The organism is Thermomonas aquatica (assembly GCF_006337105.1).
In the GTDB taxonomy this organism is placed as follows: Bacteria; Pseudomonadota; Gammaproteobacteria; order Xanthomonadales; family Xanthomonadaceae; genus Thermomonas; species Thermomonas aquatica.
The window spans coordinates 1,231,551-1,246,288 of record NZ_CP040871.1 but is presented as its reverse complement, the minus strand read 5'-3'; the positions used below and the strand labels follow the sequence as shown (position 1 = coordinate 1,246,288).

Below are 14,738 nucleotides of genomic sequence, written 5' to 3'. Positions count from 1 at the left end.
TGACCGGCTGGTTTACAATCGCCGGCCCGTTCCCACGGTTCCCCCGGACATGATCGTCCTCGAGGGCGTCCGCGCCCTGTCGCCGTTCCGCCGCGACCGCCTGCAAGCCCGCCTCAATGCCATCGCGCCCGAGTTGCGCATCCTCGACTCCCGGCATGGCTACTGGATCGACCCCGAGCCCGGCGCCAGCCCGGACCGCGAGGCGCTCAAGCGCATCCTCCAGGCCGAAGACGGCTTCGCCGAGGCCGAGCCCGGCGCCACCAGCCGCTTCGTCGTCCCGCGCCTGGGCACGCTGTCGCCCTGGGCGAGCAAGGCCACCGAGCTGCTGCGCGGTGCCGGGCTGGCGGTGAAGCGTGTCGAGCGCGGCATGCGCATCGACGTGAGCGGCTGGCCGGACGATGCCGCCCGCCAGGCCGCGCTGGCGAAGCTCCTGCACGATCCGATGACCCAGTCGCTGCTGGCCGCCCGCGAGGAAGGCGCAGCCTTGTTCACCGCGGCGCCGCGCGGCGCGTTGGAAGTGGTCGCATTGGACGGCCTCGAAAGCGCCAACGCGCGCCTCGGCCTGGCCCTGGCCGACGACGAGATCGACTACCTGCGCGCGCGCTACGGCGAACTCGGCCGCGACCCGCACGACGTCGAGCTGATGATGTTCGCGCAGGCCAATTCCGAGCACTGCCGGCACAAGATCTTCAACGCCAGCTGGACCATCGACGGGCGCGAGCAGGCCACCTCGCTGTTCAAGATGATCAAGAACACCCACGCGGTCACCCCGGAGCACACGCTGTCGGCGTACAGCGACAACGCCGCGGTGGTCGAAGGCTACGCGGCATCGCGCTTCCGTCCCGATCCGGCCACCCAGCGCTACCGCAGCGAGCCGGTCGCCGACAGCGCGTTCTGCATCAAGGTCGAGACCCACAACCACCCGACCGCGATCGCCCCGTTCCCGGGCGCCTCCACCGGCGCCGGCGGCGAGATCCGCGACGAAGGCGCCACCGGCCGCGGCGGCCGCCCGAAGGCCGGCCTGTGCGGGTTCTCGGTCAGCCACCTGCGCATCCCCACGCTGCCGCAGCCGTGGGAAGGCGAACGCGCGCTCAACCCGCGCATGGCCTCCGCGTTCGAGATCATGCTCGACGGCCCGCTCGGCGCCGCCGCGTTCAACAACGAATTCGGCCGGCCCAACCTCAACGGCTATTTCCGCAGCTTCGAACTGCAGGAAGCCGACGGCCTGGCCCGCGCCTACGACAAGCCGATCATGCTCGCCGGCGGCATCGGCGCGATGGACCGGCCGATGGTCGCCAAGCGCTCGCTGCAACCGGGCGACGCGGTGATCGTGCTCGGCGGCCCGGCGATGCTGATCGGCCTCGGCGGCGGCGCCGCCAGTTCGGTGGCCTCCGGCGAGACCAGCGAAGACCTCGATTTCGCCTCGGTGCAGCGCGACAACCCGGAGATGGAGCGGCGCGCGCAGGAAGTGATCGACCGCTGCGTCGCCTTCGGCGACGCCAACCCGATCCAGTCGGTGCACGACGTCGGCGCCGGCGGCCTGTCCAACGCGATCCCGGAACTGCTGCACGATTCCGGCGTCGGCGGCGTGATCGACCTCGGCAAGGTGCCGAAGGACGATCCCGCGCTGTCGCCGATGCAGCTGTGGTGCAACGAATCGCAGGAACGCTACGTGCTCGGCATCCCGCAGGCGCGGGTCGAGGAGTTCGCCGCGCTGTGCGCGCGCGAGCGCTGCGTGTTCGCCGTGGTCGGCACCGCCACCGCGGAAGAACGCCTGGTGGTCGGCTATGCCGGCGAAGCCCCGGCGATCGACCTGCCGATGGACGTGCTGTTCGGCAAGGCGCCGAAGATGCACCGCGATGCCGCGCATCCCGCGCCGCCGCGCTGGCCGGAAGCCGATACCGACGCGCTGGACCTGCGCGAGGCCGGCCTGCGCGTGCTCGCGCACCCGACGGTCGCCGCCAAATCCTTCCTGGTCACCATCGGCGACCGCAGCGTCGGCGGCCTCACCGCGCGCGACCAGATGGTCGGCCCGTGGCAGCTGCCGGTCGCCGACTGCGCGATCACCCTCAGCGGGTTCGACGGTTTCACCGGCGAGGCGATGGCGATCGGCGAACGCACCCCGCTGGCCCTGCTGGATGCCGCCGCCTCGGCGCGGATGGCGGTCGGCGAGGCGATCACCAACCTGATCGCGGCGCCGGTGGAATCGCTCAACCGGATCAAGCTGTCCGCCAACTGGATGGCCGCCGCCGGCCATGCCGGCGAGGACGCGCGCCTGTTCGACGCGGTCAAGGCGGTGGGCCTGGAACTGTGCCCGCAGCTCGAACTCAGCATCCCGGTCGGCAAGGACTCGCTGTCGATGCAGGCGCAGTGGCAGGCCGATGGCACGGCGCACAAGTCGGTGTCGCCGGTGTCGCTGATCGTGTCCGCGTTCGCTCCGGTGGTCGACGTGCGCGCGCAAGCCACCCCGCTGCTGCGCCGCGACGTGGAATCGGAGCTGTGGCTGATCGGCCTCGGTGCCGGCAAGCAGCGCATGGGCGGCTCCACGCTGGCGCAGTGCTACCCCGATGCCAACGACGGCGCCGCCTTGCCCGCGTTCGGCGGCGACGTGCCCGACCTGGACGATCCGCAGCGCCTGCGCGCGCTGTTCGAACTGGTCCGCGACGCGCGCGAGGACGGCCTGCTGCTGGCCTACCACGATCGTTCCGACGGCGGCGCCTTCGCCGCGCTGTGCGAGATGGCCTTCGCTTCCCACCTCGGCCTCGACATCCGCCTGGACGGCTGGGGCGATGGCCGCTTCGACGACGTGCTGCGCACCCTGTTCAACGAAGAACTCGGCGCCATCGTGCAGGTGCCGCTCGAGGAACGCGCCGCGTTCGCCGACCTGGTCGCGCGCCACGGCCTGATCGAATGCGCGCAGCGCATCGCGCGTCCCAGCACCGCGCCGGTAATCCGCGTCAGCAATGAAGACGACACCCTGGCCGAATGGCGCTGGGAAGAACTGTTCGATGCCTGGTGGTCGGTGACCCACGCCATGCAGAAGCTGCGCGACAACCCGGAATGCGCCGACAGCGAACGCGATGCCGCGCGCCGTTTCGACGCGCCGGGCCTGCAGCCCAAGCTCACCTTCGACGCCGCCGAAGACATCGCCGCGCCGTTCATCGCCACCGGCGCGCGGCCGAAGGTCGCGATCCTGCGCGAGCAGGGCGTCAACAGCCAGATCGAGACCGCGGTGGCGTTCGACCGCGCCGGCTTCGACGCCTTCGACGTGCACATGAGCGACCTGGTCGCCGGCCGCTTCGACCTCAAGGACTTCAGCGGCTTCGTCGCCTGCGGCGGCTTCAGCTATGGCGACGTGCTCGGCGCCGGCCGCGGCTGGGCGACCTCGATCCTGGAACGCAATGCCTTGCGCGACATGTTCGAGGCCTTCTTCGCCCGCGATGCCAGCTTCTCGCTGGGCATCTGCAACGGCTGCCAGATGCTGGCGCAGCTGCGCGGCATCATCCCCGGCGCGGAACACTGGCCGACCTTCCAGCGCAATGCCGGCGAGCAGTACGAGGCGCGGCTGGCGCTGCTGGAAGTGGGCGACTCGCCCTCGCTGTTCCTGCGCGGCATGGCCGGCTCGCGCATCCCGGTGGCGGTGGCGCATGGCGAAGGCCGCGCGGTATTCGACAACGCCATCGACCAGGCCGCCGTGGACGTGGCCGTGCGCTACGTCGAGGGCGGCCGGATCGCCGACAGCTACCCGGCCAACCCGAACGGATCGCCCGACGGCATCGCCGGCGTGAGCAGCCGCGATGGCCGGGCGACGATCCTGATGCCGCATCCGGAACGCACCCTGCGCACAGCCAATTTCAGCTGGGCGCCGCGCGACTGGCCGGAGGATTCGCCGTGGTTGCGGATGTTCCGCAATGCGCGGGCGTGGCTGGGGTGAGCAGGGAATTCGAGCGGCGCTAGCCGCGAGCCTGCGAACGCCTGCTGCCCTGCAAGGCAGCAGGCCGGGGCCAGCAGGGAATTCGAGCGGCGCTAGCCGCGAGCCTGCGAACGCCTGCTGCCCTGCAGGGCAGCAGGCCGGGGCCAGCAGGGAATTCGAGCGGCGCTAGCCGCGAGCGCCCGCCGGCATGCAAGCCGATGAGCCGGGGGCGGAAAACGACAAGGCCGGCTTGCGCCGGCCTTGTGTAGAGGGAAGCAGGATTACTTGACCCGCCCGCCTGACGGAGCGCGTCTTGCCTGGGCCTGCTTTGCCTGCTTGTCCAGTACCGGCGGCGGCAGTGCCCAGCCGATCACGTTCGGCAGGTAGACCGTGTTGAAGTTGTCGCGCGGCGGGTTAGGGCCACTGCCGCCGAGGTAGTAATCGAGCGGGATGGTCGAATAGATCACGCGGCCTTCACCGTACGGGTATTGCACGGTCGCACCTTCCATCGAAGACGGTGGCGGTGCGCCTGCGCAGGGCGGATCGGAATGGAAGCGATCCACCCAGCGGCGGATCCACGTCTTGAGGGCCGAAGGCGTCTGTTCGATTTCGCAGATGTTGCGGCACCAGGTGAGCTGGGTTCCCGTATAGCCTTCCGCGGCGCAGGTCGTGAAACCGCCTTCGCCCACGCCACCGGTCGGGCGGATCGCGAGCAGGGATCCGCCAGCGGGCAGCGATGCCGCGGTGACGTAGCCGTGGGTGGACGAGTTGCCGCCATCCAGGCTGGTGTTGTTGAGGACACCGCCGGGGCCGGAAATGATCGGCGAACCACCGGGGAAATCGATGTCGGCATTGCCCGAGTCGGTATTGCGCACGGCATTCAGGCTGCCGCCGCCGGGCAGGATGCCGCCGGCGCCGGTGACGAAGCGGTCGTGCACGATCAGCACCATGCCGCCGTTTACCGCAGAGGTGATCGCCGCGAGGTTGCTGGTGTAGTTGGAACCGAAGTTGCTGTTGCTGCAGTTGGTGACCGACAGCGCATCCAGGTTCGACAGGGTTTCGGCATCCGGCGTGGTGACCGCGACTGGCGTGTGGCCTGCGGCGGTGATTGCGGCCGCATGCGCAGCCTGGTTTCCGCCGCACATGTCGAAATAGCCGACATTCCCCGCCTGGCTGGTGCCTGGCATGAGCAATGCAATGGCGCTGCCCAGGATGGCCAGCGTGCTGGTCGCAAAACGCGTATTCATGGAACCCCCTTTGGTGATCGCGGGCCCCGATGGCCGCGCATGCCGAGTCTAACGCGGCGCGAAGCGCGTTCCGGCCAGAAGCGCTGCCCCGGAAACGACAAGGCCGGCTTGCGCCGGCCTTGTACGTAGCGTCGCGGTGATCAGTCTCCTTGCGGCGGCGGTGGCGGCGTGGTATTCGCGCAGTACGGCAGGTCGTGCCAACGGCCCAGCCAGCGGCGGATCCACATGTTGAGGGTGGCGCCGGTATAGCCCTTCTCGCAGATGTTCTGGCACCAGGTCAGCTGGGTGCCGGTATAGCCCTGGCTGGTGCAGGTGACGGCCGGAGTGCTGGGCACCAGCCACGCAATGGTGTTGGTGATGTAGGCATCGCTGCCCGCGATGGGGGCGGCGCCGTGGAATCCGCCGCCGGTCATCGTGTACATGAACTGGTCCATGGAGAACACGACGCGGCCATTGCCATGGACATAGCCGAATGCCCCGACTTTCGCCGGATCGGTTGCGTCGACCAGGAGCGGGGTGCCGCCACTGGGCAAGGCGCTGCTGTTGACCCAGCTCGTCAGGCTGCACAGCACGGGATTGTCCAGGTTGGCGTTGGCCACGGTGCCGCCGGGGCCGTTTGCGATCGGCGATCCCGCGGCGAGGGACGCATCCAAGCTGCAGCCGTCGGTGACCGGCAGCGCGGCGATGCCCGGGAGTTGCAGGGTCACGCCGGAACCTGCGGGGATGTCCTGGATTTCCAGGAACAGGGCCATTCCGCCGGCGACGGCATCGTTCACGGCGGCATTCGTGGCCTGGAACGCGCTGCCGTTGCAGCCTTGCACCGCCACCAGCCCGTCGAGCGGGGCAAGGGATGCCGCATCCAGGCTGCCGATGGCAACCGGGGTATGGCCGGCGGCCGTAATGCGGGCTGCGTAGTCTCCCGACAAGGAGCAACTGCCATCCTTGAAATAGCCGACGTTTCCGGCGTGGCCTTGCATTGGCGCCAGCATTACCGCCATGCCCAGTGCGCAAGCGGATGCCATGCCGGACATCGTGAGTTTCGATTCCATCTGATGCTCCCCGAACTGTCGCGCGCGGCGACGTTGTCTGCGTATGCGCAATCCGGGCGCAAGTCCGTTCATGGCTGACGCTGCCGCGGACGCCCTGCTACCCTGATTGGCCTGGGAATCACCGATGCCGCCATGAATGCCGTCCTCTCCGACCCCGCCCCGGCCAGCCCCGATGAACGCATCGCCGCCCTGCTGCTGGCGCGCGGCAAGCTGAAGGACGCAGACCTCGCCCGCGCGCGCCGCCTGCAGGAAGAAACCGGCGGCGGCCTGCTGGCCCTGCTGGCGCGGCTCGGGCTGGTGTCCGAACGCGACCATGCCGAGGCCTGCGCGACCGAGCTGGACCTGCCGTTGCGCAGCGCCAAGGACGCGCCGGAGTTGCCGCCGGAAGACGCGGCGCTGGGCCTGAAGTTCATGAAGCAGTTCCACGTGGTGCCGGTGGCGGCCGATGGCGAACGCATCGACGTGCTGCTGGCCGACCCGCAGGATCCCTACGTGCTGGAGGCGGTGCGCCTGGCCAGCGGGCGCGAGCCGCGCCCGGCGGTGGCGTTGCGCAGCGAAATCGACGAATTGATCGAGCGCTGGCACGGCCAGGGGCGCAGCGCGATGGAGGGCATCGTCGAGGGCGCCGAAGGCGAGGAGAGTTTCGACGACGTCGAGCACCTGCGCGACCTGGCCTCGGAAGCGCCGGTGATCCGCCTGGTCAACCTGGTGATCCAGCGCGCGGTGGAACTGCGCGCGTCGGACATCCACATCGAGCCGTTCGAGAACCGGCTGAAGGTGCGCTACCGCATCGACGGCGTGCTGGAAGAGGGCGAGTCGCCGCCGGTGAACCTCACGGCGGCGGTGATTTCGCGCATCAAGATCATGGCCAAGCTCAACATCGCCGAACGCCGGCTGCCGCAGGATGGGCGGATCATGGCGCGGGTGCAGGGCAAGGAGCTCGACCTGCGCGTCAGCACCATCCCGACCGCGCACGGCGAGTCGGTGGTGATGCGCCTGCTCGACCGCGAGACCGTGGTGCTGGACTTCGCCAGGCTCGGCTTCGGCGAGCACTTCATGCCGCGCTTCCAGAAGGTGCTGGAACAGCCGCACGGGATCCTGCTGGTCACCGGCCCCACCGGTTCCGGCAAGACCACGACGCTGTACACCGCGCTCTCCAGGCTCAACACGCCGGACGTCAAGATCATCACCGTCGAGGATCCGGTCGAATACCAGATCGACGGGATCAACCAGATCCAGGCCAAGCCGCAGATCGGGCTGGACTTCGCCAATGCGCTGCGCAGCATCGTCCGCCAGGACCCGGACATCATCATGATCGGCGAAATGCGCGACCTCGAGACCGCGCGCATCGCCATCCAGTCCGCGCTCACCGGCCACCTGGTGCTGAGCACCCTGCATACCAACAACGCCGCCGGCGGCATCACCCGCCTGCTCGACATGGGCGTGGAGGATTACCTGCTGACCTCCACGGTCAACGGCATCGTCGCCCAGCGCCTGGTGCGCAAGCTGGAGCCGACGCATGCGGAGAAGTACGCCGCCTCGCCGGAGGAGATCGAGAAATTCGGCCTGCGCCGGCACCAGCCGCAGGGCGAGATCTTCCTGTACCGGCCGAAGCCGTCCGCGCTGTCGCCGACCGGTTACCTCGGCCGCACCACGATCATGGAACTGCTGGTGATGGACGACGAGGTGCGCCGCGCGGTGATGCGCCACGCCGGCATGGACGAGATCGAACGCCTCGCGCGGCAGGGCGGGATGAGCACGATGTACGAGGTCGGCATCGCCAAGGCCTTGCGCGGCGAAACCACGATCGAGGAAGTGCTGCGCGTGACCGAGGACGCCTGAGCCGATGGCGCTGTATCGCTACAAGGCGTTGAACGCGCGCGGCGAATTGCTGGACGGGCAGATGGAGGCCGCCAGCGGCGCCGACGTGGCCGCGCGCCTGCAGGAGCAGGGCCACCTGCCGGTGGAGGCGAAGCTCGCCTCGGAGGCGGGCGGCGAGTCCGCCTGGCGCGCGCTGTTCAAGCCCAAGCCCTTCGCAGGCGAGCGGCTGGTGCAGTTCACCCAGCAGCTGGCGACCCTGCTCGGCGCCGGGCAGCCGCTGGATCGCGCCTTGAGCATCCTGCTGGAACTGCCGGAAGACGAGGCCGCCAAACGCACGATCTCCGACATCCGCGACGCGGTGCGCGGCGGCGCCTCGCTGTCGGCCGCGCTGGATCGCCAGCACGGCGCGTTCAGCCGGCTGTTCGTGAACATGGTGCGCGCCGGCGAGGCGGGCGGCAGCCTGCACGACACCCTGCAGCGCCTGGCCGACTACCTGGAACGTTCGCGCGCGCTGCGCGCCCGCGTCATCAATGCGCTGGTGTATCCGGCGATCCTGCTGGCGATGGTCGGGCTGTCGCTGCTGTTCCTGCTCGGCTACGTGGTGCCGCAGTTCTCGGCGATGTACGACAGCCTGGATGCCGACCTGCCGTGGTTCTCGCAGCTGGTGCTGGGGCTGGGCGTGTTCGTGCGCGACTGGTGGCTGCTGCTGCTGGCGGTCCCGGTGCTGGCGCTGCTGTGGCTGGACCGCAAGCGCCGCGATCCCGTCTTCATGCTGAAGTTCGATGGCTGGCTGTTGCGCAACAAGCTGGCCGGGCCGCTCGCCGCCAAGCTCGATACCGCGCGGCTGGCGCGCACCCTGGGCACCCTGCTGCGCAACGGCGTGCCGTTGCTGTCCGCGCTCGGGATCGCCCGCAACGTGCTGGACAACCGGGTGCTGGCGAACGACGTGGACGCGGCCGCCGACGAGGTCAAGAACGGCATCGGCCTGTCCGCCGCGCTGGGCAAGGGCAAGCGCTTCCCGCGCCTGGCCCTGCAGATGATCCAGGTCGGCGAGGAATCCGGCGCGCTGGACGCGATGCTGCTGAAGACCGCGGACACCTTCGAGCAGGAAACCTCGATCGCGATGGACCGCCTGCTGGCCGCGCTGGTGCCGGCGGTGACCCTGGTGCTGGCGACCGTGGTCGGCATGGTGATCCTGGCGGTGCTGTCGCCGATCTACGACCTGACCAGCGTGATCGGCTGAACAGGCGCACGCCGCGGAACTCGGCGACAATCGATCCATCCAACTTCCCACATTCCCAGCGGAACCCGTTCATGCGCAATCGCCAATTCCGTCCCGTCCCGCATGCGTCGCAAGGCGGCTTCTCGCTGATCGAGATCATCCTGGTGGTGGTGTTGATCGGCGGCATCGTCGCGTTCGCGGCCACCCGCATCCTCGGCGGTGGCGACCGCGCCAAGGTCAACCTGGCCAAGGCGCAGGTGCAGACGCTTGCGGAGAAGGTGGGGCAATTCCAGCAGGACACCGGTTCGCTGCCGGGTTCGCTGGACGACCTGGTCAAGAGTTCGGCGACGGGCTGGCTGGGCCCGTATGCCAAGCAAAGCGAACTGAAGGATCCGTGGAACCATCCCTATACCTACGCGATGCCGGGCGAGGGCAAGCCTTTCGACCTGGCCAGCCTGGGTGCGGACGGACAGGCCGGCGGCGACAGCGTGAACGCCGACATCAAGTACGAATAAGCGACGGGACGTGCGCGTGCGCGTGGCAGCCGGACTCCGATGATGCGACCACGCGGCTTCTCGCTGATGGAATTGCTGCTGGTGATGGCGTTGATCGGCGTCGCCAGCCTGCTGGCCGTGGCCGCGATGAGCGGCGGCATGCAGGGCATGAAGCTGCATGCCGGGGCGAAGGACGTCGCCGCGCAGATGCGTTTCGCGCGCGCGGTGGCGATCAGCAGCGGGCAGCCGCAGGACGTGCTGATCGACCCGCAGGCGCGGCGCTGGCAGGGCGCGAAGGGCCGCAGCGGCGACCTGCCGGATGGCGGCGAGATCGTGTTCACCGGCGCCCGCGCATCGCAATTCGAGGGCGGGCTGGTCGATGGCGGCAAGGGCGCGGTGCGCTTCTTCCCCGACGGCGCGGCCACCGGCGGCCGCGTGCGCATGCTCGCCAATGGCGGCGGCTGGGACGTGGACGTGGGCTGGCTGACCGGCGAAGTGCGCGTGTCGCGCGTGCAGGCGCCGCGATGAACGCGATCCGGCGCCATCCGCAGGCGGGCTTCACCCTGATCGAGATCGTCGTCGCCTTCGCGATCCTCGCGCTGGGCCTGACCCTGCTGCTCGGCACCCTGTCCGGCGCCACGCGGCAGGTGCGGCAGGCGGGCGATGCGGGGCGCGCGGCGCTGCATGCGCAGTCGCTGCTCGCCGAGTTCGGCGAACTGCCGCAGCCGGGCGCCAGCGAAGGCGAATTGGAGCAGGGCCGTTATCGCTGGCGGCTGGATGTCGCGCCTTGGAACGATCCGGCGCCGAGCCGTGGACCGCCGCGCATCGATCCGAACGCGGCGCGCCTGCTGCGCCTGCAGTTGCAGGTCGAATGGGGCGAGGGCGGGCCGGCCGAGCGCGTGCAGGTGTCCTCGTTGCGGCTGGCGTTGCCGCAGGCGGAAGGGCAGGGGCCGCCATGACCCGCGCAGCCGGCTTCCATCCGGCCCCAGGCTGCAGCCCTGGCGGCTCCGGCCGCTCGTGCCGTGGCGCCACCAGGGCGGCCGGCTTCACCCTGATCGAAGTCCTGCTGGCGACGATGCTGCTCGCCGCCGGCCTGGCGCTCGGGTTCGCGACGGTGCGCGCGGCCGGCGCCACCGCGCAGCGCGGCGAGGCGATCGCGGCGCGCAACGAACGCATGCGCGCGGTCTCCGAATTCCTGCGCCGGCGGATCGGCAGCGCCCAGGGCATGGTGTTCGAGCTCGATCCGGGCACCGGCGCCTCGCGGCGCTTCGGCGGCGAGGCGCAGGACATGCGCTTCGTCGCCGACCTGCCGGATTACCTCGGCCGCGGCGGCCCGCACCTGCATGCCTTGCGCGTGCGGCGCGATGGCGATGGCCTGGCCCTGCTGGTCGATTTCCGCATGGTGCTGGCCGGCCAGACCGTCCAGGGCGGCGATGCGCGCCCGCCGGAACCGCTGGCCGACGGCTTGCGCAGCGTCGCGTTCGCCTATCGCGGGCCCGGCAAGGACGGCCGGCCGGCGCCGTGGCTGTACGAATGGGAGCACCCGGACGCCTTGCCGTCGCAGGTGCGGGTGCGGATCGCCGATGCGCAGGGCGCGTGGCCGGACATGGTGGTCGCCCTGCCGCAGTCGTCGAGTTACGGCGTGGCGCCCGAGGACGCGAAATGAGCCGGATCCCGCGCGGCGCCGCCTTGTTGCTGGTGATGTGGCTGATCCTGCTGCTGAGCGGGCTGGTCGCCGGTTATGCGGTGGCGGCGCGGATCGAATCCATGCAAGGCAACGGGCTGGCGCGCGGCATCGCGGCGCGCGAAGCCGCGCGTGCCGGGGTGGAGTATGCGGCGGCGCGCATGCTCGATCCGGATCCGGCGCGGCGCTGGGCGGCGGATGGCCGCGACTACCGCTTCCCGTTCGACGCGGCGCAGGTCGTGGTGTCGGTGCGCGACGAGGCCGGCAAGATCGACCTCAATGCCGCCAGCCACGACCTGTTGCTCGGGTTTTTCGTCGCCCTCGGCGAAAAGCGCGACCTCGCCAACCGCCTGGCCGGCGCGATCATGGACTGGCGCGACCAGGACAGCCTGACCCAGCCCGCCGGCGGCGCGGAAGACGACGACTATGCGGCGGCGGGCCTGGCCTGGGGAGCGAAGGACGCGCCGTTCGAGACGGTCGCCGAGCTGGAACAGGTCATGGGCATGCGGCCGGCGTTGTTCGCATCGGCCGCGCCGTACCTGACCGTGTTCAGCGGCAACGCGATGCCCGATCCGAACAGCGCCGACGGCATCGTGCTGCAGGCGATGGGGGTGGATCGGCCGCGCCCGGTCGATCCCGACGCGGTGCCCTTGGCCGGCAGCGGCACGTATAGTATCGACAGCCGTGCCCGACTCGCCGATGGTCGCCGCGCACATGTTTCGGTCATTCTGCGGTTGGGGGGTAACGGTTTGCCGGGTTCCGCATACACGCCGCTGCGTTGGCAGGACGGAGCGACGCCGTGAGCGCGTCGCTCTCGCCGTTGGCGCGCTTCGAGTCCGCCGGCCGCGGCCTGCGCGGGTTCCTGGCGTGGTGGGGCGCGGGGCTTTCGGCCTGGCTGCCGGCGGGCTGGCGGCAGGCGCTGGCGGCATCCTCGGATCGCCTGTTGCTGCAGGCGCAGGGCGACGGCCTGCAGTTGCGCCGGCAAGGCGGCAACGGAGTGCAGGACATCGCCAACCTGCCGGTGCCTCCGGCGCGCGGCGAGGGCATCGACCCGCTCGCCGGGGTATTGACCCGGCACGCCGCCGAACTGCCGCGCTGGCTGATGCTGCCCGCGAGCAGCGGGCTGCGCCGCACCCTGTTGTTGCCCGCCGCCGCGCGCGAACGCCTGCGCGAGGTGCTCGCCTTCGAGATCGAGCGGCAGACGCCGTTCGCGATCGGCGACGTGCTCTACGACGGCCGCGTGCTGGGCGTGCGCGACGACGGCCAGTTGCAGGCCGAGCTGGTGGTGGTGCCGCGCGTTCGCGCGGATGCGGCCAGCGCGCAGCTCGGCGCATTGTCGGGCTGGCTGGCCGGCATCGACCTGGCGGATGCCGACGGCAAGCCGCTGGGCATCAACCTGTTGCCGACGGCGCAACGCCAGCAGCGCGCGAATCCTTGGCGGATCTGGAACATCGCGCTGGCCGCGGTGGCGTTGCTCGCGCTCGCCCTCGGCCTGTCGCAGGTGCTGGACAACCGCCATGCCGCCGCCGCGCGGCTGCAGGCGGACGTGGCCAAGCGCAGCGCGCAGGCGCGCAGCGTGTCGCAGCAACGGCAGCGGCTGGTGGATGCGGTCGAAGGCGGCGCCTACCTGCAGGCGCAGCGCAATGCGCGGCCGTCGGCGATCGAGGTGATGGACGAGCTCGCGCGCCGCCTGCCCGACGGCACCTACCTGGAAAAGGTCTCGATCGAAGGCGGGCAGCTGACCGTGATCGGATTGTCCAACCAGGCCGCGGCCCTGGTCGGCAAGCTGGAGGGCGCCAAGCAGTGGCGCGCGCCGGCATTGAGCGGAGCCCTGCAGCAGGATCCGCGCACGCGCAGCGACCGCTTCACCCTGGTCGCGCAATTGAACGATGCCTCGGCCGACGCGGACGCGCAGGCCGCCGGCAAGGAGGCCGCCGATGCCGCGCGCTGACCGCGATCGCTGGCTGGCGCTCGCGCTGCTGCTGGCGGCGCTGGGCCTGTTCTACCTGCTGGCGGTGCATCCCGTGTTCACCCAGCCGCTGCGCGAGGCCGATGCGCGCATCGCCGAACTGCAGGAGCGCGACGCGCGCGTGCGCGCCCTGCTGCAGCAGGCCCCGCAGATCGAGCAGCGCCTGGCCGAAATCGATGCGCGCGGCAGCGCCTCCGGTTTCCTGGCCGAGCCGACCGCGGAACTCGCCACCGCGGCCCTGATCCAGCAACTCGAGCGCGTGGTCGAAGAAGTCAGCCCCGGTAGCCGCGGCTGCGCGATCATCAACCGCGCGCCGCTCACCGGCGAGCCGCCGCCGGGCCGCTACCGCCGCGTCACCGTGCAGGTGCGCCTGCGCTGCGGCAACGCGGAAACCCTGGGCGTGCTGCATGCGCTGGAATCGGCGCGGCCGTACCTGTTCGTCGATGTGGTCAGCGTCGCCGCGCAGCGCTACTTCGCCATCCCCGGCAACAACCTGCCGCAGGAAGGCGGGCTGGACGTCAGCTTCGACCTGTACGGCTACCTGCGCCCGGCGCCGGTGGCGAACTCCGGCGAGGTGCCGCGTGGCTGAGCGCTCGTTGCTGCAACGTTTCGACCAGGCCGGGCCATTGACCTGGTTGCTGGCGGTCGCTGCCGGCTGGGCGCTGCTGCTGTGGATCGCCGCGCTGCTGGGCATGGGCGGACGGGTCGCGGAGGCGAAGCCGGCGACGGACGAAGCCGCATTGCCGCAACCCAGGCCGGCGACGCCGGACCGGATCGGCCCGCTCGCGCAATACGCCGAGGCGGCGGCGCGCCCGCTGTTCACCCAGGACCGGCGCCCGCGCAGCTTCCTGGCCACCGCGCCGGAAGGCGATGGCGCCGCGCAGAGCCAGTCGCTCGACTTCATCCTGACCGGCGTGCTGATCAGCCCGCAGGTCCGGCTCGCCGTGCTGCAACCCAGCGGCGGTGGCGAGGCGCAGCGCGTGCACGTGGGCAAGTCGCCGGAAGGCGCGGCCGGCTGGCGGTTGGTGGAAGTGCAGCCGCGGCGCGCCATCTTCGAAGGCGCCGGCGGCCAAAGCGCACTCGACCTGCGCACCTTCGGCGATGCCGGCGCGCCGCCCGGCGGCGCAACGCCGGTGCCGCCGCCGCCCCCGCCGGTGGCCACCGCATCGCCACCGCCGCCGCCTGCACGGCCGGCGGCGGCCGAGGAACCGCAGGACCAGGAAGCGCGGATCGAGGCGATCCGCAAACGCATCGAAGCCCGGCGCGCGCAGTTGCGCGCCGGCCAGAACGGCAGCAGCGCGCCCGCATCCAGCACGCAGCCGCCGAAGCCATGACGTGG

General features: G+C 70.7%; 13 protein-coding genes. 11 read left to right on the top strand and 2 right to left on the bottom strand.

Annotated elements, in window-relative coordinates; translation table 11 throughout:
* Positions 1–49: 49 nt before the first annotated feature.
* Positions 50–3,934 (top strand): phosphoribosylformylglycinamidine synthase, encoded by a 3,885-nt coding sequence (gene purL, locus FHQ07_RS06040; protein ID WP_139715958.1) that lies wholly within the window; start codon positions 50–52, stop codon positions 3,932–3,934.
* Positions 3,935–4,194: 260 nt separating this feature from the next.
* Here the strand turns inward: purL and FHQ07_RS06035 are convergent, their stop codons facing one another.
* Entirely contained in the window at positions 4,195–5,160 is a 966-nt protein-coding gene (locus FHQ07_RS06035) for a hypothetical protein (RefSeq protein WP_139715957.1), read from the bottom strand.
* 140 nt (positions 5,161–5,300) lie between these two features.
* Complete coding sequence (locus tag FHQ07_RS06030) at positions 5,301–6,191, bottom strand: hypothetical protein (protein WP_139715956.1); 891 nt, start codon at positions 6,189–6,191, stop codon at positions 5,301–5,303.
* Between the two features lie 150 nt (positions 6,192–6,341).
* Here FHQ07_RS06030 and gspE point away from each other — a divergent pair, with 150 nt between their 5' ends.
* The 10 genes from gspE to FHQ07_RS05980 all read left to right on the top strand — a co-directional run bounded on the left by gspE (position 6,342) and on the right by FHQ07_RS05980 (position 14,733).
* A complete protein-coding gene (gene gspE, locus FHQ07_RS06025) occupies positions 6,342–8,051 on the top strand; it encodes a type II secretion system ATPase GspE (protein WP_139715955.1) in 1,710 nt (569 codons plus the stop codon).
* A 4-nt stretch (positions 8,052–8,055) separates the two neighbouring features.
* Positions 8,056–9,273, top strand: a complete 1,218-nt coding sequence (gene xpsF, locus FHQ07_RS06020) for a type II secretion system protein XpsF (protein WP_139715954.1) — start codon at positions 8,056–8,058, stop codon at positions 9,271–9,273.
* Positions 9,274–9,344: 71 nt separating this feature from the next.
* The gene (gene gspG, locus FHQ07_RS06015) at positions 9,345–9,767 is read left to right on the top strand and encodes a type II secretion system major pseudopilin GspG (protein WP_139715953.1); all 423 of its coding nucleotides are present in this window, start codon (positions 9,345–9,347) and stop codon (positions 9,765–9,767) included.
* Between the two features lie 39 nt (positions 9,768–9,806).
* Positions 9,807–10,274, top strand: coding sequence for a type II secretion system protein XpsH (gene xpsH / locus FHQ07_RS06010; RefSeq protein ID WP_139715952.1), 468 nt, complete (start codon positions 9,807–9,809; stop codon positions 10,272–10,274).
* Positions 10,271–10,705, top strand: a complete 435-nt coding sequence (gene xpsI, locus FHQ07_RS06005) for a type II secretion system protein XpsI (RefSeq protein ID WP_139715951.1) — start codon at positions 10,271–10,273, stop codon at positions 10,703–10,705. Before xpsH ends, xpsI begins: the two co-directional genes overlap by 4 nt.
* A gap of 116 nt (positions 10,706–10,821) precedes the next feature.
* Positions 10,822–11,412: a general secretion pathway protein GspJ gene (locus FHQ07_RS06000; protein ID WP_139717900.1), complete on the top strand. Its 591-nt coding sequence runs from the start codon at positions 10,822–10,824 to the stop codon at positions 11,410–11,412.
* Positions 11,409–12,233: a type II secretion system minor pseudopilin gene (locus tag FHQ07_RS05995; protein ID WP_139715950.1), complete on the top strand. Its 825-nt coding sequence runs from the start codon at positions 11,409–11,411 to the stop codon at positions 12,231–12,233. The genes FHQ07_RS06000 and FHQ07_RS05995 overlap by 4 nt, the downstream gene beginning before the upstream one ends.
* Positions 12,230–13,381 (top strand): PilN domain-containing protein, encoded by a 1,152-nt coding sequence (locus tag FHQ07_RS05990; RefSeq protein WP_139715949.1) that lies wholly within the window; start codon positions 12,230–12,232, stop codon positions 13,379–13,381. The genes FHQ07_RS05995 and FHQ07_RS05990 overlap by 4 nt, the downstream gene beginning before the upstream one ends.
* Positions 13,368–13,988, top strand: a complete 621-nt coding sequence (gene gspM, locus FHQ07_RS05985) for a type II secretion system protein GspM (protein ID WP_139715948.1) — start codon at positions 13,368–13,370, stop codon at positions 13,986–13,988. Before FHQ07_RS05990 ends, gspM begins: the two co-directional genes overlap by 14 nt.
* Positions 13,981–14,733, top strand: a complete 753-nt coding sequence (locus tag FHQ07_RS05980) for a hypothetical protein (RefSeq protein ID WP_139715947.1) — start codon at positions 13,981–13,983, stop codon at positions 14,731–14,733. Before gspM ends, FHQ07_RS05980 begins: the two co-directional genes overlap by 8 nt.
* The last annotated feature ends 5 nt before the right edge of the window (positions 14,734–14,738 follow it).